General features: G+C 72.0%; 22 protein-coding genes. 12 read left to right on the top strand and 10 right to left on the bottom strand.

Going from position 1 to position 21,797, the window contains the following annotated elements:
• Positions 1-30: 30 nt before the first annotated feature.
• The 3 genes from Pen02_RS32395 (at position 31) to Pen02_RS32385 (ending at position 3,650) form a co-directional block, all read left to right on the top strand.
• The gene (locus Pen02_RS32395) at positions 31-591 is read left to right on the top strand and encodes a hypothetical protein (protein WP_203869958.1); all 561 of its coding nucleotides are present in this window, start codon (positions 31-33) and stop codon (positions 589-591) included.
• Between the two features lie 48 nt (positions 592-639).
• Complete coding sequence (locus tag Pen02_RS32390; protein WP_239141665.1) at positions 640-2,898, top strand: sensor histidine kinase; 2,259 nt, start codon at positions 640-642, stop codon at positions 2,896-2,898.
• 104 nt (positions 2,899-3,002) lie between these two features.
• Positions 3,003-3,650, top strand: coding sequence for a response regulator (locus Pen02_RS32385; RefSeq protein WP_239141663.1), 648 nt, complete (start codon positions 3,003-3,005; stop codon positions 3,648-3,650).
• 76 nt (positions 3,651-3,726) lie between these two features.
• Here Pen02_RS32385 and Pen02_RS32380 read toward each other — a convergent pair whose 3' ends face one another.
• From Pen02_RS32380 to Pen02_RS32365, 4 genes are all read right to left on the bottom strand, one after another.
• Entirely contained in the window at positions 3,727-4,557 is an 831-nt protein-coding gene (locus tag Pen02_RS32380) for an endonuclease/exonuclease/phosphatase family protein (protein WP_203869956.1), read from the bottom strand.
• Positions 4,558-4,589: 32 nt separating this feature from the next.
• On the bottom strand, positions 4,590-6,203 hold the full coding sequence (locus tag Pen02_RS32375; protein ID WP_203869955.1) for a phosphatase PAP2 family protein: 1,614 nt from the start codon (positions 6,201-6,203) through the stop codon (positions 4,590-4,592).
• A gap of 61 nt (positions 6,204-6,264) precedes the next feature.
• Positions 6,265-7,413, bottom strand: a complete 1,149-nt coding sequence (locus tag Pen02_RS32370; RefSeq protein ID WP_239141661.1) for a YihY/virulence factor BrkB family protein — start codon at positions 7,411-7,413, stop codon at positions 6,265-6,267.
• Complete coding sequence (locus Pen02_RS32365) at positions 7,410-8,399, bottom strand: diacylglycerol/lipid kinase family protein (RefSeq protein ID WP_239141702.1); 990 nt, start codon at positions 8,397-8,399, stop codon at positions 7,410-7,412. Before Pen02_RS32365 ends, Pen02_RS32370 begins: the two co-directional genes overlap by 4 nt.
• Before the next feature lie 185 nt (positions 8,400-8,584).
• Here Pen02_RS32365 and Pen02_RS32360 point away from each other — a divergent pair, with 185 nt between their 5' ends.
• Positions 8,585-9,097: a DinB family protein gene (locus Pen02_RS32360; RefSeq protein ID WP_203869953.1), complete on the top strand. Its 513-nt coding sequence runs from the start codon at positions 8,585-8,587 to the stop codon at positions 9,095-9,097.
• Between the two features lie 66 nt (positions 9,098-9,163).
• On the opposite strand, the gene Pen02_RS42670 is transcribed toward Pen02_RS32360, so the two are convergent.
• Together Pen02_RS42670 and Pen02_RS32350 are read right to left on the bottom strand one after the other, a co-directional pair.
• On the bottom strand, positions 9,164-9,751 hold the full coding sequence (locus Pen02_RS42670) for a Clp protease N-terminal domain-containing protein (RefSeq protein WP_275413631.1): 588 nt from the start codon (positions 9,749-9,751) through the stop codon (positions 9,164-9,166).
• The gene (locus tag Pen02_RS32350) at positions 9,748-9,984 is read right to left on the bottom strand and encodes a helix-turn-helix domain-containing protein (protein WP_203869952.1); all 237 of its coding nucleotides are present in this window, start codon (positions 9,982-9,984) and stop codon (positions 9,748-9,750) included. The genes Pen02_RS42670 and Pen02_RS32350 overlap by 4 nt, the downstream gene beginning before the upstream one ends.
• A gap of 115 nt (positions 9,985-10,099) precedes the next feature.
• Between Pen02_RS32350 and Pen02_RS32345 the strand changes: the two genes are divergently transcribed.
• Positions 10,100-10,534, top strand: coding sequence for a VOC family protein (locus tag Pen02_RS32345; RefSeq protein WP_203869951.1), 435 nt, complete (start codon positions 10,100-10,102; stop codon positions 10,532-10,534).
• A gap of 93 nt (positions 10,535-10,627) precedes the next feature.
• On the opposite strand, the gene Pen02_RS32340 is transcribed toward Pen02_RS32345, so the two are convergent.
• On the bottom strand, positions 10,628-11,245 hold the full coding sequence (locus tag Pen02_RS32340) for a bifunctional 4-hydroxy-2-oxoglutarate aldolase/2-dehydro-3-deoxy-phosphogluconate aldolase (protein ID WP_203869950.1): 618 nt from the start codon (positions 11,243-11,245) through the stop codon (positions 10,628-10,630).
• A gap of 143 nt (positions 11,246-11,388) precedes the next feature.
• Here Pen02_RS32340 and Pen02_RS32335 point away from each other — a divergent pair, with 143 nt between their 5' ends.
• From Pen02_RS32335 to Pen02_RS32315, 5 genes are all read left to right on the top strand, one after another.
• Complete coding sequence (locus tag Pen02_RS32335; RefSeq protein ID WP_203869949.1) at positions 11,389-12,447, top strand: PP2C family protein-serine/threonine phosphatase; 1,059 nt, start codon at positions 11,389-11,391, stop codon at positions 12,445-12,447.
• A gap of 135 nt (positions 12,448-12,582) precedes the next feature.
• On the top strand, positions 12,583-13,428 hold the full coding sequence (locus Pen02_RS32330) for a universal stress protein (RefSeq protein ID WP_203869948.1): 846 nt from the start codon (positions 12,583-12,585) through the stop codon (positions 13,426-13,428).
• A gap of 58 nt (positions 13,429-13,486) precedes the next feature.
• Entirely contained in the window at positions 13,487-15,859 is a 2,373-nt protein-coding gene (locus tag Pen02_RS32325) for a phosphoketolase family protein (RefSeq protein WP_203869947.1), read from the top strand.
• Positions 15,860-15,991: 132 nt separating this feature from the next.
• On the top strand, positions 15,992-16,438 hold the full coding sequence (locus Pen02_RS32320) for a phage tail protein (protein ID WP_203869946.1): 447 nt from the start codon (positions 15,992-15,994) through the stop codon (positions 16,436-16,438).
• Between the two features lie 5 nt (positions 16,439-16,443).
• The gene (locus Pen02_RS32315) at positions 16,444-16,962 is read left to right on the top strand and encodes an NUDIX hydrolase (protein ID WP_203869945.1); all 519 of its coding nucleotides are present in this window, start codon (positions 16,444-16,446) and stop codon (positions 16,960-16,962) included.
• Positions 16,963-17,059: 97 nt separating this feature from the next.
• Here the strand turns inward: Pen02_RS32315 and Pen02_RS32310 are convergent, their stop codons facing one another.
• On the bottom strand, positions 17,060-17,686 hold the full coding sequence (locus Pen02_RS32310) for a mycothiol-dependent nitroreductase Rv2466c family protein (RefSeq protein WP_203870123.1): 627 nt from the start codon (positions 17,684-17,686) through the stop codon (positions 17,060-17,062).
• 808 nt (positions 17,687-18,494) lie between these two features.
• Here Pen02_RS32310 and Pen02_RS32300 point away from each other — a divergent pair.
• Both Pen02_RS32300 and Pen02_RS32295 read left to right on the top strand, forming a co-directional pair.
• Positions 18,495-19,307 carry a helix-turn-helix domain-containing protein gene (locus Pen02_RS32300; RefSeq protein ID WP_239141659.1) on the top strand — a complete coding sequence of 271 codons (813 nt, stop codon included), beginning with the start codon at positions 18,495-18,497 and terminating at the stop codon, positions 19,305-19,307.
• Positions 19,304-19,486, top strand: coding sequence for a DUF397 domain-containing protein (locus Pen02_RS32295; protein ID WP_203870121.1), 183 nt, complete (start codon positions 19,304-19,306; stop codon positions 19,484-19,486). Before Pen02_RS32300 ends, Pen02_RS32295 begins: the two co-directional genes overlap by 4 nt.
• Before the next feature lie 5 nt (positions 19,487-19,491).
• On the opposite strand, the gene Pen02_RS32290 is transcribed toward Pen02_RS32295, so the two are convergent.
• Both Pen02_RS32290 and Pen02_RS32285 read right to left on the bottom strand, forming a co-directional pair.
• Complete coding sequence (locus Pen02_RS32290; RefSeq protein ID WP_203869944.1) at positions 19,492-20,517, bottom strand: aldo/keto reductase; 1,026 nt, start codon at positions 20,515-20,517, stop codon at positions 19,492-19,494.
• A gap of 108 nt (positions 20,518-20,625) precedes the next feature.
• Positions 20,626-21,588 (bottom strand): TIGR04222 domain-containing membrane protein, encoded by a 963-nt coding sequence (locus tag Pen02_RS32285; RefSeq protein ID WP_203870120.1) that lies wholly within the window; start codon positions 21,586-21,588, stop codon positions 20,626-20,628.
• Between the last annotated feature and the right edge of the window lie 209 nt (positions 21,589-21,797).

The following is a 21,797-nucleotide window of genomic DNA, read 5'->3' as shown; positions in this document are numbered from 1 at the left end:
GCCCCGTTGAACAGCGCGCCTAGGCTGCGGATGGAAACCGTCGCCCACCAGCGCCGAAGACCGTCGAAATTGGATTACGAGGGGAGTGTCATGACCGCAAAGCCGATTCGCCCGGTTCGTCGCAGGGAGATCGAACCGATCCTCATCGCCAGCGACAACAGCTTCGCGCATGCCTACGGCAGTGTGGCGGAGATGCTGAGCGAGAAGGACATCGGTGCCATGGCCCAGGGCGGCCTGGAGTTCTTCGACAGGGCGGGCCGTCGGCTCGCGCCGGTGCTCAGCCACGCCTGGGAGCTGGAAGGTCTGGTGCCGACGCTCGAGGATCCCGATCCCGAGCTGATCCAGGGTCGGCTGCAGGCCGTGGTGCAGCACGTCGCCGACCACATCCGTCGCCACCCCGAGGTGGTCGCGGATTCCGGGCTCACCGCGGACGAGGCGATCGCCGCCCTGCCGCAGATCGGTGGCGGCACTCTGGCCGAGGACGCCGCGCACTTCCCGGGTGGCGAGCAGCCGTCGTCGGGTGGCATCCGGCTGATGACGCCGGGCGGATGGTTCCACCAGACGTTGCACGCCGCCGGCCTGGCGCACTGAAAGTTCGACCTGGCGCACTGAGAGTCTGATCGGACAGGGGTACGAGGGGTGACGTCCAACGAGGAGACCGGGCGCTGGTCCGCACGTCGGATCAGCGCACTGGTCCTGGCAACCGTAGTCGTCGCGCTGGTGGTGACCGGGCAGTTGGTCAACGCGGGTGACTCAACGGTCGTACTAACCGGCGAGAGCGCGGTGATCGCCGTCGCGTTCACCACCATGGGCGCGTTGGTGCTGGTGGGCGTACCCGGGCATCTCGTGGGCCGGTTGATGCTCGCCGCCGGGGGGGCGGCGAGCATCAGCCTGCTCGCGGAGAGCTGGCGGACCTGGCTACCACTGGCCTGGGTCAGCCAGTGGGCGTGGTGGCCCGCGTACGGGCTGATCTTCCTCGCTCTGCTGGTGTTCCCGAACGGGCGGCTGCCCTCGCCACGATGGCGCCCGCTGGCCGTGCTGATCGTGGCCGGCACGGTGCTCGCCGCGCTCGCCACCGCGGTGGCGGCGCTGGACCACCCCTACACCCTGATCAACGGGGCGGACACCGCGCCGCCGCCCTCGCAACGGGCCCGGACGCTGGTACTTATCGGGGCCGGCGCCATGGCCGTGACGGTGGCCGGGCTGCTCGGCGTACTGGTGTCCCTGGTGCTGCGCTGGCGCCGGGCGGACGGGGAGATCCGGGCGCAGCTCGCCTGCCTGCTGGCATCGGCGATCATGCTGCTGCTCGGCGTCGTGCTGGAGACCATCGACCTGACCGGCGCATGGATGATCATGGTCGTGGCGCTGCCGGTCGGGATGGCCGTCGCGGTGCTGCGTTACCGGCTGTACGGGCTTGACCAGGTGATCAACCGCACCATCGTCTGGCTGGTGATGAGCCTGCTGGTGATCGCCGCGTTCGTCGGGCTGATCACCCTGCTGCGCGACCTGCTGATGGCGGGCAGCACCTCGAACGCCTCGCTGGTGGCGACCGGTCTGATCGCGGTCGCCTTCGAGCCGGCCCGGGGCCGGGTGCAGCGCGGCGTCAACCGGCTGCTCTACGGCGACCGGGACGACCCGTACCAGGTGATGGCCCGGCTCGGCGACCTGCTCGGCCGTACCGTCGAACCGGGCGCCGTGCTGCCGCTGCTGACCGGCACCATCGCGCGGTCGCTGCGGGTCCCGCACGTCGCGGTCGAGGTCGAGGGCCGGGACGGTCCCCGGGTACTCGCCGCACACGGCACCGCGAACACCCCGGTCGAGGCGTTCGAGATGGTCACCCGGGGTGAACGGGTCGGTCGGCTGCTCGTCGCGAACCGCAGTGCCGCCAGCCGGTTCACCCCGGTCGAACGGCGGCTGCTGAACGACCTGGCGTTGCACGCGGCGGTGGCGGCCGACGCCGTCCGACTCATCCACGACCTCCAGGAGTCGCGCGAGCGGCTGATCACGGCCCGCGAGGAGGAACGCCGTCGACTCCGCCGCGACCTGCACGACGGACTCGGCCCGACGCTGGCCGGAATGGCGATGCAGGTACGCGCGGCGCACAAGCTGGTCGCCGGCCAGCCCCGGACCGGCCGGATCCTCGACGCGCTCGGCGCCGACCTACAGACCTGCACCGCCGAGGTACGCCAACTCGTCGACCAGCTCCGGCCACCGGCGCTGGACCGAGGGCTCGCGGCGGCGCTGCGCAACGAGTGCGCCCGGTTCGACAGCCCGACCCTGACGGTCCGGTTGCAGGTCGACGGGAACCTCCAGGGGCTGCCGGCGGCGATCGAGGTGGCGGCGTACCGGATCGTCGCGGAGGCGCTGAACAACGTGACCCGGCACTCCCAGGCCAGCACCTGCCGGGTGAACGTACGCCGGGAGCGGGCGCTGACGGTGGAGATCGTCGACGACGGTGTGGGGCTGGGCCCGCGCCGGCCCGGTGGCGTCGGCCTCGACTCGATGCGGGAACGGGCGGCCGAACTCGGTGGCGCCTTCGAGATCGCCCAGACGGATCCACACGGTACGTCCATCCGGGTGCGTCTACCGTTCCAGCCGGCCGTAGCCGACCAGCCGGTCGGTTCGCCCGCGCAGGACGGCCCAGCGGCACTCGACCGTCCGACCGTCGCGCCACCGGCCGGAGATGCCACCGGCACCGCCCGTACGGGCAGCGGCACCGGGACCGATTCGGAGCCCGCCGAGCCGGACGGCTGCTGGGGGGTGGCCCACCGATCCGTCGACGTCGACCCTGAGTCGCAGTTGCCACAGCCACGGAGTGGACCGGTGCAGCGCGCCGCCGCCGCACCGCCGGCCGCCGGCAGCCAGACACCGGACAGCGATGCCGGCCGGATCGGCTAGCCCGCTACGCTGATTCCGCGATGCGCAGCCCGGTCTCCTGGTTGGACCCTGCCGGCCGTTGGCATCGAGTCGGACGCGGCGTGCGTGCAGAGGCGGCAACGAGCATGGTGCACGGTGGACGGATCCTCATCGTCGACGACCACCCGGTGGTGCGCCGAGGGCTGCGCACCATGCTCGAGGGTGAGTCGTGGGTGAGCGAGGTGTTCGAGGCGGCGACCACCGCCGAGGCGATCAGCACCGCGATCGGCGAGCGGATCGAGGTGATCGCGATGGACGTGACGCTGCCGGACGGTGACGGCGTCGACGCCACCGCGCGGATCATCCAGTCCCGTCCGGAGACCAAGGTGCTGATGCTGACCATGGCCAACGACGAGGAGATCGTCGCCCGGGCGCTGCGGGCCGGCGCCCGTGGCTACGTGCTGAAGGACACCGACCCGGACGCCGTGATCGACGCGCTGCGTACGGTCGCCCAGGGCGGAGTGGTGCTGGGGCCCGGGATCGGGCCGTCGGTGCTGACCGCGCTGAACCGGGGCCCGGTCGAGCTGCCCGCCCCGTTCAACCAGCTCACCGCCCGCGAGCGGGACATCCTCGGTCGGCTCGCCTTCGGCGACACCAACGCCAAGATCGCGCGGCACTTCGGACTCAGCGAGAAGACCGTACGCAACCAGCTCTCCGCGATCTTCGCGAAGCTCGGTGTCGCGGACCGGGTACAGGCGGCGCTGCTCGCCCGCGACGTCGGGCTCGGCACCTGACGCCGCGCGGCCGATCCGACGCCCGCACCACCACCAGCACACGAGCACCGGTACCGGTACCGGCGCGCGGCTGCGGTCAGCGCAGCCGGAGGTCGCATTCGACGACCAGCGGGTAGTGGTCCGAGGCGGTCTCCGCCACGCCACCGGTGACGACCCGGGGACGATCGGCCAGCCGGGCCAGCGGTGGCGTACCGAGCAGGTAGTCGAGCCGCATGTCGGTGAACTCCACCCCACCGCCGCCGCTGGTCGGCACCGTCTTCGGCGGCTCCCCTCGCTCAGAAGGATCCGGGCGGAACAGGTCCACGAAGCCCGCCCGGTACAGCGCGGCGACCGTGCGGGTGTCCACGGTCACCCCGTCCGGCATCAGGTGCCGCCCCCGGTACGCCGGTGGCAGCCGGCCGACCCGCTCCTCGTGCCGGCTCTCCGGGTCGAGCGAGTTCAGGTCCCCCATCAGCAGTACCAGCCGATCCGGCAGCGGCCTCCGGTCCGGCCCGCCCCGGCCGGCGGCGCCGACCAGCCAGCCGGCCTCGCGCAGCCGGCGCCGCCCCGAGTACGGATGCAGGTGCGTGCTCAGCACGGTCAGCGGCCCCCGGTCGGTGTCGAGCACGACCCGCTGCGCCCCGTGGTGCAACGGTCGCCGGACCGGCGCCACCACCCTGGCCTCGGCCGGTGCCCGGACCAGCACCGCCACCGGTTGCCCGAACCATCCCCCGGCCAGGTACGCCCGCATCCCGAGCCGGCGGGCGAGCATGTCGAGCCGGCGGCGGTCCCGGCGCAGTCCCCGGAGTTCCTGCACCGCCAGCACGTCCGGGCGCTGCTCGTTCACGACCTGGAGCACCAGGTCCAGCCGGCCCGGGTCGGCGCCGTCCCATCCGCCGTTGCGGATGTTGTACGTCATCGCCCGCATCCGGCGCCCACCCTCCGCTCCTGGCAGCCGGCTCAGTCGGACCGGGCCGCCCGGGCCAGTTCGTCGTCGAGATCCGACAACTCGGCCGGGCCGGACCGGGCTGTCCGGGCGGTCTCCCTCGGCCGCGTCGACTCCGGCGACTCCGCCCCGGCGCCACTCCCGCCCCGCCCCGCATCCGCGTCGCCGTCGCCATCGCCGTCACGCCGGCCGTCGCCCGTGTCCTGCCGGCCACCCCGGGTCAGTTCCTCGTTCGGGCGTACCACCAGCCAGAGTAGGCCGATCCAGAGGGCGGTGAGCAGCATCGCCCCGGCGAAGTCGCTCGGATGGTGCATCCCCCGGTACATCCGGGACGCGGCCACCCCGAGCGGCATCACGACCGCGGCCACCACGGTCAGCCAGCGCCACCACCTGTCGGTACGCGGCATCACCAGCAGCGCGATCGCCACCCAGAGGCACATCGTCGCGGCGATGTGCCCGGACGGGAACGACGCGGTCGGCAACTGGCCGTCCAGGTGTTCGACCTCGGGGCGGGGCCGGTTCACCGCGCGGGCCGAGGCGAGGAAGAGGCTCAGTTCGCCGAACATGGTCAGCGCGAGGAACAGCACCGGCCGCCAGCGCCGCCAGAAGGCCAGCGCCAGCGGACAGAAGACCAGCGAGACGAGCAGGATGGCGTGGGTGTCGCCGGCCTTGCTGGCGAGATAGCTGAGGTCGTTGAGCTGCTCGGTCCGGTGCGCGGCGAACCACTCCGGCACCACCCGGTCGAGCGTGTCGACGAAGGTGTCCTCGACGTAGTAGCTGACCAGCATGCCGAAGGCGTACAGCAGGCCGAAGACGAGTACCCAGCCGGTGAGGAGTTCGGCGACGGCCGCCCGGGGGTGCGGCAGCAGGTGGTCCTCGGCCGGTGCCGGCGTGATGTCCCGGCCCGCCTCCGGCTCCAGCCCGTCGGCCAGCGGCCGGACCGGGCGGCCCCGCTCACGGCGCCACAGCCGGAAGGCGTACGCGGTGACGCCCAGCCAGGCCAGGCCGAGCAGCCAGCCGGCGAGTACGTCCGAGACGTAGTGCACGCCGAGCGCGATCCGGGTCAGTCCGACCGCCACCACCACCGCGATCACCACGGCGGTGGCCACCCGTCGCCAGCCTCGGCGCATGGCGGGCAGGAAGACCAGCAGCAGTGCGCCGTACGCGACGATCGACCCGAGCGCGTGCCCGCTGGGGAAGCTGTTGCCCGGTGCCGAGGCGACCGGGATGTCGACCACCGGGCGGAGCCGGCCCACCAGTTCCTTGAGCGAGGGGTCCAGCAGCAGGGCGCCGAGGCCGGTCACGATGAGGTAGACCGCGAGCCGGCCCTGCCGGCGGATCAGCAGGCCCACCACCGCGATGGTGACCAGCCAGATCATGATCGGCCGGCCGCCCAGCGAGGTGATCGCCCGGAGCACGGTGACCAGACCGTCGTTGCCCGAGACCACCCGGTTGAACCAGGCCGCGCTCTCGTGGTCGGCGGCGTGCAGCGGCTCCCAGTGCAGTCGTACCAGCAGCAACAGCACCCCGAACCCGACGCCGCTGGCGGCGACCAGGGCCCATCCGGCAAGGCTCCGCTCGGCGAAGTGCCCGAGTGGGCGCCGCAACACATCGCTGACCGTGGACACGCCAGGCTCCCTTCTCGTTCCTGGCCTGCCCGGTACCCGCGCTGCGGAGGGCGTACACCCGTCAGCCGTCGCGCGGCTCCCCGCCGGAGCCGACGGCGTCGGTCAGCCGCTTGCCCCGGGTGCGAGGCGCGGGTACGCCCCGGACGAGAGTGCCGGCCCGGTCGTCGTCCACCCCGCCGGCCCGCGCTGCTGCGTTCGTGTCGGTCTGCGCGTCGGCATGCGCCGGGTCGGCGTGTTCCGGGTCGGCGTCCCGGTCGGGGTCCCAGCGGTCCGGCTCGGCCGGCTCGTGCTCGCCGATCCGCAGCGCCTCCAACTGGGCCGCGAAGGCCAGCCCGCCGAAGAGCGCGATCCCGGTCAGGTTGGCCCAGAGCAGCAGCGCCATCATCCCGGTCAACGCGCCGTAGGTGGCGCCGAACGCGTCGCTGTACGACACGTAGCCGGCGAGCAGGACGCTGGCCAGCCACCACAGCGCGGTACTGAAACCGGCCCCGAAGAGCAGCCAGGACAGTCCCGGCTGCCGGCGGCGCGGCGCGTGCCGGAACAGCACCGCGACGGCGAAGACGGTCAGCCCGAGGCTCAGCGGCCAGCGCAGCACGTCCCAGGCGAGACCGACCGACGGTCCCCACCAGTCGTAGTGCCGCCCCATCGAGCGCCCCAGTTCACCACCGCCGACCAGGATGAAGAATCCGACCAGCGCCGGTGCCCCGGCGGTGAGGGCGAGTACGGCGGCACGGGTGTACTTCCACAGCGCCGGCCGGTCCCGCTCCACCCCGTAGATCCGGTTCGCACCGCGCTCCACCTGGGCCATCGTGGTGGTCAGCGCGACCAGGCCGGTGAGCAGGCCGAGCGCCAGGGCCAGTTCGCCGGCCTCCTCGGTCTGCTCCGAGTCGACGAGCAGCTCCTTGACCACTCCGTCGCTGGCGCCCGGCGTCAGCGCGATCACCGTGTCCGCGACGACCAGGCCGCCCTCGTCCGCGCCGAGGTCGCTGATCAGACCGGCCAACGCGATCAGGAACGGCACCACGGCGAGGCAGAGCTGGAGGGCGAGGGCCCGGGAGTGGCTGAACGCGTCGCCGTACCGGAACCGGATGAAGGCGTCCCGGAGCAGGTGCCAGCCACCGTGTCGACGCAGCGTGTGCCACGCGTCGTCGGCGGAGAGTTCGTCGTCCGCCATGCACCGGGTCTCGGGAACCAACCGGGTGCTGCTCACCGTGCCTCCTCCACCCGCCGCTCCCCCCGCTCGGCCACCGCGTCGGCGTCCACCGACAGGTCCGGCTCCACCGCCGGCTGCGGTACGCACAGCCAGAGCGCGTCGGGGCGTACCGACACCTTCAACGAGCGACCGGCGGGGATCACATCGCCGTCCAGCTCGCGCGGTTGCGCCCGGTTGCTGGTGATGGTCACCCGCCGGCCACGCAGCACCTCCATCCGGGGTACCCGACGGCGTCGGCGCAGCACCGCCCAGCCGAGCGAGAGCCAGTGTTGGAGGGTCCGGGGCGTGAGCACGGCGACGTCCAGGTAGCCGTCGTCGGGCTCGGCGTCGGCGAGCAGCCGTACCCCGCCCTGCAACCGCCCGACGTTGGCCACCAGTACCGTCCGGGCCCGGCGGCGCCGGGGCGGTTCGTCGTCGATCCGGATCGACACCCGCATCGGCCGGTCCCGCAGGTGCCGCGCCGCACCCATCACGTACGCCGGCCAGCCGACCTTCGCCTTGGTGGTCTCCGAGGTGGCTTCGAGCATCTGTGCGTCGAAACCCATCCCGGCCATCACGGTGAAGTACTGGTCGCCGCAGGTGCCGACGTCGATGCGCCGCCGTCCCCGTTCGAGCGCCACCTCCAGGCCGGCGGCCAGGTCGGTGGAGAGTCCCAGGTTGGCGGCGAGCAGGTTGCCGGTGCCGGCCGGCAGGATCGCCATCGCCACGTCGGTGCCGACCAGTGCGCCGACACAGGACATCACCGTGCCGTCGCCGCCGCAGACGAAGACCACCTCGGCGCCGGCCTCGATGGCCCGCCGTGCCTGGCCCTGACCCGGATCGTCGACGCTGGTGGTGTACCAGGCGGGTTCCGGCCAGCCGGCGGCGGTCAGCGTCTCGGTGACGGTACGGCGCAGCCCGTCGAGGTCGTCCTGTTTCGCCGGGTTCACCACCACCGCCGAGCGGGGACCGCCGTCACCGGCCGTCCGGTGTCCCGTCGTCACACCGTCCGCACTCTCCCGTCGCCCGTTCACGGCCGCCAGTGTGCAGCAGCTTGCCGCCGACAGCGAGCCGGGCGGGCGTGACCTATCGCGCATGCCGGAGAAGTTTGGCCGGGCGACCACCTGGAAGGGCGCACCCGCACCCGCCGACCGTGGGACATCGACGGCCGGCCGCTAGAGTGATCGACATGGTCGATCCACCGCTCGCGTTCGAGGAAAAGGTGGCCACCGCCGGTGAACGGGCGGTCTGGGAGGCGTTCCTCGACTGCCAGCGGCGGGAACTCACCGAGAAGATCGCCGGGGTGTCGGACGAGGATGCCCGGCGTCGCCTCGTACCCTCGCTGACCACGCTCGGCGGGCTGCTCAAGCACCTGTCGGTGGTCGAGCGGAGCTGGTTCCAGCGTCGGCTGGCCCAGCGGGAGCCGGCCGAGATCGCCGGTTGGGTGGACGGCGGCGACCCGAGTTGGACGCTCGGCCCGGACGACACCGTCGAGAGCCTGCTCGCCGAATACTCCGAGGCGTGCGCGGAGTCCCGCCGGGTCGCCGCCGAGCTGGCGCTGGACTATTCCGTGCCGCACCCCCGGCTGGGCCAGGTCTCGCTGCGCTGGATCTACGCCCACATGATCGAGGAGACCGCCCGGCACGCCGGGCACGCCGACATCCTCCGCGAACAGCTCGACGACACCCGTCCGACGGCCTGACCCCTCCGCCACTCAGGCGGCCTTAACCACTCAGGCGGCCTTGACCACTCATGCGGCCTTGACCACTCAGGCGGCCTGGTCGAAGGCGCGCAGGGTCCGGCGGCGCAGCTCGGCGAGGTCCAGTCCCGCCTCGGTCAGCACCAGGGCGGCCAGCCCGTTGCCCTCGCGGAGCAGTCCGAGCAGGATGTGTTCGGCGCCGATCTCCCGATGCCGGAGCTGGACCGCCTCGCGCAGGGCCAGTTCCAGCACCTTCCTGGCCCTCGGCGAGAACCGCCCGCCGGAGAAGTCCCAGCCGCCGAAGAACCCCCGGCGGGAGGGCTGAGAGGGCGGCGACTCCAGGGCACCCTCGCCGAACGACTCCTCCAGCTTGGAGCGCACCGCCGCCAGGTCGATGCCGATCGACCGGAGCGCCTCCGCGTCCCGGTCGCCGAACTCCTCGGTGTCGCGGCCGACCTTCCGGTCGATCGCCTCGGTCACCCGCGCGGCGTCCACGCCGGCCTCGTGCAGCAGCCCGGCGACGGAACTCCGCTCCTCGTCCAGCAGGGCGAGCAGCAGGTGCTCGGTGCCGACGTTGCGGTGCCCCAGCCGCTCGCGCGCCGCCACGGCCCCCCGGACCACCTCCCGGGCCTGCACCGTGAACCGCTCGAACATCATGCCCCTCCCTGGGTACGCGCCGACGCCCGGCCGGCGTGCTTCTTGTGAACTCCCTGCCTGCTGACCTCGAGTGCGTCGGCGATCTCCTGCCAGGACCAGCCCTGACGCCGGGCGTTGTCGACCTGGACGACCTCCAGGCGTTCCAACAGCCGGCGCAGGGCCAGCACCGCGCGCAGCCCGACCCGGGGGTCGGTGCTGCCGGCCGCCGCCGCCAGATCCGTTGCCTGACTCATGGGTGTCAACTTAGGTTGACAGTGCCTCCGTTGTCAACCCCAGTTGACAGGCACGGCGTGCGAGCCCCGCCCCACCCCGTCGAGACGACGGAAGACCCGCCTCTATGGTGGGCCGATGACATCGGTCAAGCAGTTCCAGGTCACCTTCGACTGCGCGGAACCCGAGCGCGTCGCCCGGTTCTGGTGCGAGGTGTTGGGATACGTGGTGCCGCCGCCACCGGAGGGGTTCGCCACCTGGGAGGACTTCGACCACTCGCTGCCGCCCGAGCGCCAGGGGGCGGCGTTCGCCTGCACCGACCCCTCAGGCGTTGGCCCGCGACTGTTCTTCCAGCGCGTTCCCGAAGGCAAGGTCGTCAAGAACCGGGTGCATCTCGACGTACGGGTCGGCGCCGGGCTCGTCGGCGAAGAGCGCGTGGCCGTACTCGAGGCCGAGTGCGCCCGACTCGTCGCGCTCGGCGCGACACGGGTGCAACTACTGCGCGCCGATGGCTACAACGAGTCGTGCCTGACGATGCAGGACGTCGAGGGCAACGAGTTCTGCCTCGACTGAATCGACGCCGTAACCGCGCGGGACGACCGACGAAACGGCAGGTCAGAAAAGACCGGTAGGTAGAAACACCGGTAGGTCGGGAGCACCTGCCGGTCAGGAGACGGCGGCTCGGAAGGCCGTGGCCCGCAGGCGCAGCGCGGCCAGGTCACCGCCCCGGGGCGCGGTACCGAGCAGGGACTCGGAGACGCCCACCGCGACCGCGCCGGCCGCCAGGTATTCCGGCGCCGACTCGACGTCCACGCCGCCGAACGGCACGAACGGGACGTCCGGAAACGGCTCCCGGAGCGCGCGCAGGTAGGCCGGCCCGCCGAGCGAGGCGGGAAAGAGCTTCACCGCCGCCGCACCGGCCAGGCTGGCCGCCACCACCTCGGTCGGAGTCAACGCGCCGACCAGGGCGGGCAGCCCGAGCCGGACCGCCTCGGCCACCGCCGGTACCAGCCCCGGGGTCACCACGAACGACGCCCCGGCCTGCTCCGCCTGCACCACGTCGGCCTCGGTGAGCACCGTACCGGCGCCCAGCGGTGCGTCCGGACCCAACGCCGCCCGCGCCCGGACCAGTACCCCGGCCTCGTCCCGGGAGGTCAGCGACACCTCGACCAGCGCGATCCCGGCCTCCGCCAGGGCCAGTACGCTGGCCAGCGCGGCATCCGGATCGTCACCCCGTACGGCGGCGAGCAGGCGGTGCCGGCGCAGCACGTCAGGCAGGTTCACCGCTCCATCCTGGCAGCCGGGCCGACCCGGCGCGGCACAACCCGAACCCGCCCGGAGCAGCACAGAAGCGGCAGTAGCGGAGATTTGCGAGGATTCGCATATACCGCCCAGTCGGCTCGGTAAATCCTGCTAACCTCCCCGCCATGCACCGTAGCCCCGTGACGGGTCCGGACCGGATGCCCGCCGAGGGCGACGTCAGCCGCAGTTACCCCACCGCCGGCCACCGGCTCAGCGTTGCCGGAGGCAGCCGGGTGGGGCAGCGTTACTCGGCGAACTTCGACGTACTGCACGTCGATCCGGTGCTGCCGTTCCTGGCCGTGGCCGACGGGATGGGCGACGGCCGGGGCAGCACCGTCGCCGGTGCCACCACCATGGAGACCATGGTCGCCGCCGTCCGCGCGGCTGCTCCCGACGTCGACCCCGGGCAACTCCGCGCCGCGATGGCCCAGGCGCAGCACCGGGTACGGGCGGCCGGCGCCGAACTGAACGAGCTGACCGGCTGCACCTTCACCGGCCTGCTCGCGGTGCCGAACAGGGACGGATCGGCAGGCACCGGAGCGACGAGCACAAAGGTGACGAGCATCGGAGCGACGAGCACCGGAGCGGCAGGCAGCGGAGCGACGGGCACTGCGGGGACGGTCGTCGGGTCGGCCGCCGTGCCGGGCGGGACGAGGCCGGAACCGTCGTGGGCCGCCGAGTCGGGTGGCAGCGGCCAGCAGTCCGGGGCACGGCGTACCGCGCCGGTCGCCCGGGCGGCGCCGGGCAGTGCCGTACCGGCGCCGACCGGAGGCACCGACCTCTCCGCCTGGATCGTGCAGATCGGCGACTCGCGCGCGTACCGGCTCCGGGACGGGCTGCTCGAACTGCTCACCGTCGACCACACGGCCGCCTGGCTCGGTGCCGTCTACGGCTGGTACCCGGCGGACTCCCCGGCAGCCGCCGCCGCCCGCTACCAGCTCACCCGGTACGTCGGCCACCCCGCGATGCCCGAGCCGGATCTGATCAACGTCGCGCTGCGCCCCGGCGACGTCTACTGCCTCTGCACCGACGGGGTCGCCGAACAGCTCGACTACCAGCGGCTGGCCAGCCGGCTGGGCAGCACCACCAGCCTGGTCGAGACGGTCCGGGGCGTACTCGCCGACACGCTGGCGGCGGGCGGTCGGGACAACGCCACGATCGCCGTACTGCGGGTCGAGCCCTGACAGACCCTCCACTGTGCGGCCGTCCTGGCCGAATCTGGTCACGGCCGGCGTACCGTCCGGATACTCTCGGCAGGTGCGGAGGATACGCTACGTAACCAGTGGCGGGCCGGTGGCCGAGGTGACCGCGGGGCGGCGGTGAGCGCCCCGCAGGACGCGCTGGTCGTGGTCGGGGTCGACGACTCCCGGCTGAGCATGACGGCGGTACGCCTGGCGGCCCGGGAAGCGGTCCTGCACTCCCGCCCGCTTCGCGTGGTGCACGCGTTCAACTGGGTGGCGGACCCGTCGGAGCCGATGCCCGACGAGCCGCGCCGGCCGGCCGAGGAGTTGCTGGACCGGGCCCTGGCCGCCGCCACCGACGCGCAGCCGGACGTCGAGGCGAGCTGTGCGCTGATCGAGGGACCGGTGATCACCACCCTGCTCCGCGAGTCGGGCTCCGCCGCACTGCTGGTGATCGGCGACGGCGGGCTGACCGTCGATCCCGACGTGGCGGCCGCCTCCGACGCCACCGCCGTGCAGATCGCGGCCCGGGCCGGATGCAGCGTGCTGGTCGCCCGGGAGCAGCTACCGTCGAACGGGCCGGTACTGGTCGGCGTGGACGGCTCAACCAGCTCGCTCGGCGCACTCGACTTCGCTTTCGACACCGCCTCCCGACACGCGACCGACCTGATGGTGGTGCAGGTCTGCGACCCGGACGGCTCGACCGGGGAACCGCCGACCGAGATCGTCGAGCAGTTGGCCGAGGCGGTGGCACCGTGGCAGCGCAAGTACCCGTCGGTCCGGGTCGACCAGCAGGTCCGGCTCGGCGACCCGGAGTCGGCGCTGGCCCGGGAAACCCACAAGGCCGAACTGGTGGTGGTCAGCGCCCGGGGTGACGAGCCGTGGCGCGGGATGCTCGGCTCGGTGAGCCAGGCGATGCTCTACCACTCCTCCTCTCCCGTGGTGGTGGTCCGCAACGCGCACGGGCTGTACGTCCAGGAGTGAGCACGGTGGGATCGCCGTTCAGGTCGCGGGTCGGGCCGAGCAGGAGCAGGCTCGGGTGATGGAGACCGCGCTGGACCCGCAGCCCCGACTGACCGACGAGGAACTCGACCGGATCGACGCGTACTGGCGGGCGGCCAACTATCTCAGCGCCGGGCAGATCTACCTGCTGGCCAATCCGCTGCTGCGCGAGCCGTTGAGGCCGGAGCACGTCAAACCGCGCCTGCTCGGGCACTGGGGTACGGACCCGGGGCTGAACCTGGTCTACGCACACCTGAACCGGGTGATCGTGGCCCGCGACCTGAACGCGATGCTGATCACCGGACCGGGGCACGGCGCTCCGGCGATCATCGCGAACACCTGGCTGGAGGGAACCTTCACCGAGGTGTACCCGTCGGTGGGCCGGGACGAGGCCGGGATGACCCGGCTGTTCCGGCAGTTCTCCTTTCCGGGTGGCATTCCGAGCCACGTCGCCGCCGAGGTGCCGGGGTCGATCCACGAGGGCGGTGAGCTGGGGTACTCGCTGGCGCACGCGTACGGGGCGGCGTTCGACAACCCTGACCTGCTGGTGGCCTGCGTAATCGGCGACGGCGAGGCGGAGACCGGTCCGCTGGCCGCGAGCTGGTTCTCCAACGTCTTCCTCGATCCGGCCCGGGACGGGGCGGTGCTGCCGATCCTGCACCTCAACGGCTACAAGATCGCCAACCCGACGGTGCTGGCCCGGATACCCCAGGACGACCTGCTCGGCATGTTGCGCGGCTTCGGCTACCAGCCGTACCTGGTGGCCGGGGACGAGCCGGCCCGGGTGCACCGGGAACTGGCGTCCTGCCTGGACCGGGCGCTGGACGAGATCACCGAGATCCAGCGGCGGTCCCGCCGGGGCGGACCGGTCGAGCGTCCGCGCTGGCCGATGCTGGTGCTGCGTACCCCGAAGGGCTGGACCGGGCCGGGCGAGGTCGACGGTGAGCAGGTCGCCGGTACGTGGCGGGCCCACCAGGTGCCGCTGGAGGGGGTACGCGACAATCCCGGTCACCTGGCCCAGTTGGAGCGCTGGCTGCGGTCGTACCGGCCGGAGGAGCTTTTCGACGCGACCGGCGGGCCGCTGCCGGCGCTGGCCGAGCTGGCTCCGCGCGGCGACCGGCGGATGAGCGCGAACCCGCGCACCAACGGCGGCACCCTGCTCCGGGACCTGGTCCTGCCCGACTTCCGCCGGTACGCCGTCGCCGTGGACCGGCCCGGCAGCCCGTCTTCCGGGGCGACCGGGGTGCTCGCCGCCTGGCTGCGGGACGTGATCGCGGCCAACCCGGACCGGTTCCGGTTGTTCGGCCCGGACGAGGTGGACTCGAACGGGTTGGCGCCGGTCTTCGAGGTGACCGACCGGGCGTTCCTCGGCGCGACCGAACCCGGCGACGACCACCTCTCCCCCGGCGGCCGGGTCATGGAGGTGCTTTCCGAACACCTCTGCCAGGGCTGGCTGGAGGGCTATCTGCTGACCGGCCGGCACGGCGTCTTCACCAGCTACGAGGCGTTCATCCACATCGTCGACTCGATGCTGAACCAGCACGCCAAGTGGCTCAAGGTGACCCGGGACATCCCCTGGCGGCGCCCGGTCGCCTCGCTTAACTATCTGCTGTCCAGCCATGTGTGGCGGCAGGACCACAACGGCTTCTCGCACCAGGACCCGGGTTTCATCGACCATGTCACCAACAAGAAGGCCGAGATCGTCCGGGTGTACCTGCCGCCGGACGGCAACACCCTGCTCTGCACGATGGACCACTGCCTGCGTAGCCGGCACTACATCAACGTGGTGATCGCCGGCAAGCAGGCGGCCCCGAACTGGCTGCCGATGGCGCAGGCGGAGCTGCACTGCGAGCGCGGGGTCGGGATCTGGGACTGGGCCAGCACCGACGACGGCACCGAGCCGGACGTGGTGCTCGGCTGTGCCGGCGACGTACCGACGCTGGAGACCCTGGCCGCCGCCGACCTGCTCCGGCAGCATCTGCCGGAGTTGAAGGTCCGGGTGGTCAACGTCGTCGACCTGATGCGCCTGCAACCCGCCAGCGTGCATCCGCACGGGCTGGCCGACGCGCAGTTCGACACCCTGTTCACCCGGGACCGGCCGGTCATCTTCGCGTACCACGGCTATCCGTGGCTGATCCACCGGCTCACGTACCGCCGGACGAACCACGCCAACCTGCACGTCCGGGGCTATCAGGAGGAGGGCACCACCACGACGCCGTTCGACATGGTGATGCTGAACGACCTCGACCGGTTCCACCTGGTGATGGACGTGGTCGACCGGGTTCCCGGGCTGGCGACCCGGGCCGCCCACCTGCGTCAGGCGATGGTCGACGCCCGGCAGGAGTGCCGCGAGCACACCCGCCGCTACGGCGAGGACCATCCGATGATCGCGCAGTGGCGCTGGCCGGGCTGAGTTCCGGCACACGCCCGGGCTGAGTTCTCGGCACACGCCGGGTGGGGGCTGACCGGAGACGGGTGGACCTGGTTATCTGGTGATACCGGTTGTCACCCCCCGTACCGGGAACAGCACGCCGAGGAGGCAGACATGCCACTTCCCGATCACGACACCAGCGTCGGTCACTCGTTCGCCCTGGAGGTGGACGGGATAGTGATCACGCAGATCACCGAGGTCTCCGGGCTGCGCGTGGGCCAGGACGTCATCGAGTTCAAGTCGACCACCCCCGACGGACAGTATGTGGTGCAGACCGTGCCTGGCCGGCCGGACGCCGGCGAGCTGACCCTCGTCCGGCCGCAGCGCGGCGGCAACAGCTTCGAGGCGTGGATCGCCGACGTCCGCGCGGGCGGGGGCGGCGGGGGCGGTTCGGCCGCCGCCGTGGTCCTGTTCGACGCCGACGGTACGCCGATCAAGCGCTACAAACTGGTGGCAGCCGCACCGAAGCACCTGGAGGTCAGTACGATCACCAGCGGCGACGACGCCGGCGTGCTCACCGAGAAGCTGGTGCTCACGTACGAGGCGGTGGAGGTGGAGTAGTTCCGGTGACACGATCGGCGGACGAGATCCTGGACATCGTCGACGAGCAGGACCGGGTGGTCGGGCAGGCTCCGCGCGGCGAGGCGTACGCCCGGCGGCTGCGGCACCGGGCCGTGTTCGTACTCGCCCGGGACCCGTCGGGGCGGATCTTCGTGCACCGGCGTACCGCACAGAAGCTCGTCTTCCCGTCCTGCTACGACATGTTCGTCGGCGGGGTCGTCGGCGCCGGTGAGACGTACGACGAGGCGGCCCGGCGGGAGGCCGGCGAGGAGCTGGGCGTCGCCGGGCTGCCCTCGCCGACACCGCTGTTCAAATTTCTCTACGAGACGCCCGAGCACACCTGGTGGTCCGCCGTCTACGAGGTGCGCTGCGAGTCGCCGGTCGACCCGCAGGTCGAGGAGGTCGCCTGGCACGCCTTCCTCTCCGACGAGGAGTTGGCCGGACGGCTGACCGAGTGGGCCTGGGTGCCGGACGGGCTGGCCGCCTACCAGCGGCTGCTCGACTGGCGCCGGGACCGGGCCTGACCCCCGGCCGCCCGGTCAGCCCGCTCAGCCTGCTCGGCCTGCTCGGCCTGCTCGGCCTGCTCGGCCCGGCCAGCTCAGGCCAACCCGGTCGGCTCGGTCAGCCTGGGTAGTCGAGCTGCGGCGGGGCGTGCGGGGCGGCCTTCAGCTCGTGGAATCCGGGCACACCGGCCACCAGCAGGGTCCCGTCCCAGAGCCGACCGGCCTCCTCGCCGGTCGGGATCCGGGAGATGACCGGGCCGAAGAAGGCGACCCGGCGACCGTCGGGGGCGGTGGCCGCGATGATCGGGGTACCGACGTGCTCGCCGACCAGCGCGATCGCCTCGGCGTGCGAGGCCCGCACGATCTCGTCGTACTCGGTCGACATGCCGGCCTCGGCCAGCTCGCGCGGCAGGCCGGCGGCGGCCAGCGCGGTGTGCAGGTCGCCGAGCCAGTCCCCCTCGGCCCGGGCGGTCGTCCACATCGCGGTGTAGAGCCGGGCCAGCGCCTCCGGGCCGTGCTTCTCGCGGGCCGCCGCGCAGATCCGCACCGGCACCCAGAGGTACCCCTCGGGGTCGCCCTCCGGGTCGTCGTCCCGCCCCTCGTTGAGCACCGACAAACTCATCAGGTGCCAGCGCGGTTCGACCGGCCGGACCTTCGCCACCTCAAGCAACCAACGCGAGGTCGTCCAGGTGTACGGGCAGGACGGGTCGAACCACAGGTCCGCGACCGTCGTCTCCGGGGCCATCGTCTCCGGGGCCATCGTCTCCGCGATCGTGGTCGCCTCCTCCGGGAGCGTGGTCTCCTCCTCCGGGAGCGTGGTCTCCGCCATCCTCGGCTCCTTCCGCGTTTCCTCGGAGCCTAGGCGGAGACGGTCCCGGGCGATGCGCAGCCGGGGTGCCGTCCAGCCGAGGAAGCGTGCGTGCATGAGCTTCGGATCAGGACGGCGACTCGGGTGCAGCCGGTGCAGGTCGGCCATCGCCTCCTGCATCAGACCGGCGAGGAAGACGGCCAGCCCGATCGGATCGGTGACGTAGTCCAGCGGCAGCAGGGTGCGGGCGGTCAGGCAGGGCCAGTCGGTGGCGCAGACCCGGCAGAGCCAGAGCGGCCGTCGAGGCAGGTGCGACCAGCCGAGTTGGTCGGTCGCCGGGCGTCGGGACAAGTGGGACCGGCCAGGCTCGTCGCATGCCGCCGTGCGGTCGCGGTGGCCGGAGGACCACTCGCTTCGGAGACTGTCGAGCTGCCCCGCTTGTGCGCCCACCGACGGCGTGGGCCACCGCCCCGCTTGTGCGCCCACCGACGAGGTGGGCCACCGCCCCGTTTGTGCACCCAGCTCGACAGCGTGCGCGGGCGACTCTCCTGCCGAGCGCCCGTCGTCGGATCCGGCTTCCGGCTCGTCCACCATCACGAGGACTCCTCTCCCACTCCACTGGTGACACTCTGCTGTGGTTGCCCTACTGTCGGAAGGCGTCGGCCGTGGCCTCGGCTTTGCAGTGGCTAAACCGGTCGTCACACACCGTGTCCAGTGGAGGCGAGAGAGGGACTGTGGAGGAACTGTGGAGAGCGAGCAGCAGACCACGGCGGACCTGATCCGCGCCCAGCTACGCCTGATGCGCACCAACGCCGGGCTCAGCCAGGACGAGTACGGCCGTCGGGCGAACTACTCAGCGTCGATGGTGTCGGCAGTGGAGTTGGGCCAACGACCGCTGGACCGGGTGTACCTGGCCCGCGCCGACGCCGTGTTCGGCACCGGCAACCTCTTCGTCTCCCTGCTGAGACTGGCCGAACGAGACGGCGAGCCGGTGTGGGTACGGCAGTGGTTCGACGCGGAACGAGCGGCACGACAACTCCGCTGCTTTCACCCAACCCTGGTCCCCGGCCTTCTGCAGACCGAGGACTACGCACGGGCCGTGTTCCGGAGCGACGTGACGCTGACCGAAGGCGAGATCGACAAGCTGATAGCCGCCCGGTTGGCTCGGCAGAGCATTCTCGATCAGGAGCGTCCGCCTCAGCTCGTCGCCGTGCTCGACGAGTCGGCACTACATCGTTTCGCCGAGGACTACGCACAGGTGATGGGCGGTCAGCTCACCCATCTGATCGCCTGCGCCGAGCGTCCGAACGTAAGCATCCACGTCATCCCGGCCAAGGTCGGACTGCACATCGGGCTGAACGGCCCCTTCGTGCTCGGGCAGTCCGACGAGGGCGGTTGGGTGGGGTTTCTGGACAACCAGATCTTCGGTAATGCCGTGGATCGCGGCGAGGACGTGAGCACCCTGTTGTCACGGTGGGAGAGTGTTCGCAACATCGCGTTGCCGACCTGGCAGTCGATCGAGCTGATGAAGGATGTGATGAGGCCGTGGACACCATGAACGGTCTGCGCTGGAGGAAGTCCAGCCGGAGCGGGGCTCAGGGCGGCGACTGCGTCGAGGTGGCGGACAACGTGGCTGGGGTCGTACTCGTGCGGGACAGCAAGGACCGCGCGGCCGGCACCCTCCGCTTCACGCCGGACGCGTGGCGGGCCTTCGTCCGGGTCACCGCCACGCGCTGAGAGGTTCAGCGTCCGTCGAGCCGGGTGGCGTTCGGGCCGACCAGCCACTCGGTCTCCTCACAGCTCGCGATGAAGTCGGCCGGGAAGCCTGGGGTGAACTCGACCGCCGCCGACAACCGGCGCACCGCCTCGGCCGGCAGTGTCACGTCCACCGCGCCGAGGTTCTCCTTCACCTGGGCCACGGTGCCGGCTCCGAAGATCGGGTGTATCGCCCGGGAGCCGGCCCTGGCCCAGGCGATGGCGACCTGCGCGGCGGTCACGCCCAACTCGTCGGCGACCTCCTGCACCGTCAGCACGGCCGCCCGCTGCCGGTCGTCGAGTGTCTCGAACCCGTCCCCGGCGCGGTCCTCGGCCGTGGCGCCGGGGCGGGTGTGCCGGCCGGAGAGCAGACCGTGTGCGAGCGGCGACCAGCTCGCCACGGTCATCCCGAACGCCTCCGCCATCGGCAGCAACTCCCGCTCGATGTCCCGTTCCAGCAGGTTGTACGGCACCTGGAGGCCCACGAACGGCGCCCAGCCGCGCCACTCGGCGAGCGTGTTGGCCCGGCTCACCACCCAGGCCGGTGCGTCGGAGATGCCGACGTACAGAATCTTGCCGGCCTGTACGGCGTCGTCCAGCGCCCGCATCATCTCCTCGATCGGGGTGTGCCGGTCCCACACGTGCGCCCAGTACAGGTCGATGTGGTCGGTACGCAGCCGGCGGAGGCTGGTCTCCAGCGATAGCCGGAGGTTCTTCCGGTGGTTGCCGTACCCGTTCGGGTCGGTGCGGTCCCGCGACGCCGTGTATTTGGTGGCCAACACCACCCGGTCCCGTCGGCCAATCAGCAACTCGCCGAGAATGCGCTCGCTCTCCCCACCGCCGTAGTTGATCGCCGAGTCGAGGACGTTCCCGCCCGCGTCGAGGTACGCGTCGAGGATGTCCCGGGCGACCGGCAGCGGCGCAACCCCGCCGGTCGGCGAGGCGAGTCCCATCGCGCCGAGGAACAGCTCGGAGACGCGCAGACCACTTCGGCCCAGTAGGCGGTATCGCACGGAAACTCCTTCGGTGGCAACGGATCGGTGTCACCACTGTGCCGGCGCCGTTCGCCGGCTGGGAGTCTCCGTGAAGGGTAGCCCCGACAGGGCCAGCCTTACGGCCGGCTAACTGCCACCACCACCGCCACAACCCCCACCGCCGCCACAACCGCCGCCACCCCCGCAGCTTCCGCCTCCACCGGAATCGCCGCCACCGCCAAAGTCGCCGCCGCCACCGCTGCCCGCGTCACCGCTGGCGCCGTAACCGGCGTGACCGCCGTAGCCGAGACCCGGGGTGCCGGTCGGTCCGGTGTCCAGCGCGCGGTGCTCGACGTACGCCTCGGCGCCCATCTCCTGGTCGAGTTCACCGAGTACGCCGGTGCCGAACAGTGCCACCGCCATCGCTGCCGCCGTCGGGCCGTAGGTGGTGAGCGCCGGTCGCTGCTCCGGGGCCAGGTAGGAGTACGACTGGCGGAGCTGGTGCAACATCACCTCGGCGGACCCGCTCTGCTCGGGCATCCGGCCGAGCAACACGAAGAAGGCGCCGAACACGAGCAGGGTGGCGAGACCCGGATAGCCGGGCGACCGACCGCCGGTCAGGTCGGGGGCGATCCAGACGACGCCGACGGCCACCAGGAGCAGCATCAGCAGGGCACCACGCCCGGCCCTGCGGTGTATGGCCGGGCCGAGCAGCAGCCCGGCCTCCTCCAAGCCGTCCCGGACCTGCCCGACCGCCGTCACCACCCGGGGGTCGGCCCGGAGCGCCTGCTGGGCCACTCCGTCACCGGCCACCGCGTGCACCGCCCTGTCCAGTGGGGTGGCACCGGTCGGCAGCGGCCCGTTCACCCGCAGCCGGCGCGTGGGCGTCAGGCGTACCGCCTCGGCGGCGCGCAGGCCGGCGAGCGCGGCGTAGACGGCCAGCCGCTCGCCCGCGTGCAGGTAGCCGACCTGCTGCGGGGTCAGGTCACCGAGGCCGAGCCGGGGCGGTGTGCCGAGCACCCGGCGGCGGTACCGCCACGCGCCGACGAAGACCGCCGCCGCGACGCCGAGGTACGCGTACACGGACATCGGAACCAGGTCGATCCACATCGCGTACTCCTCGGGTCCGCAGGTCGGGGCCGGCTCCAGTGTGGACGAGCCGGTCCAGGGGCGGTTTCGGGATCGCGCATCGTTCCGGTAAACGCCGCGTCACGGCCTTGACTGCGTCGTGGCGCAACACAAATAATTCAGCCGTTAAACAAATTGACCACGCGCCCGTGCCCACCTGACCCGTACCCCCGACAACCCCCGGGAGGACC

This window comes from Plantactinospora endophytica (genome assembly GCF_016862915.1).
GTDB classification, from domain to species: domain Bacteria; phylum Actinomycetota; class Actinomycetes; order Mycobacteriales; family Micromonosporaceae; genus Plantactinospora; species Plantactinospora endophytica.
Note: the sequence above shows the minus strand (reverse complement) of the source record. Positions and strands in the feature narration are given on the sequence as shown.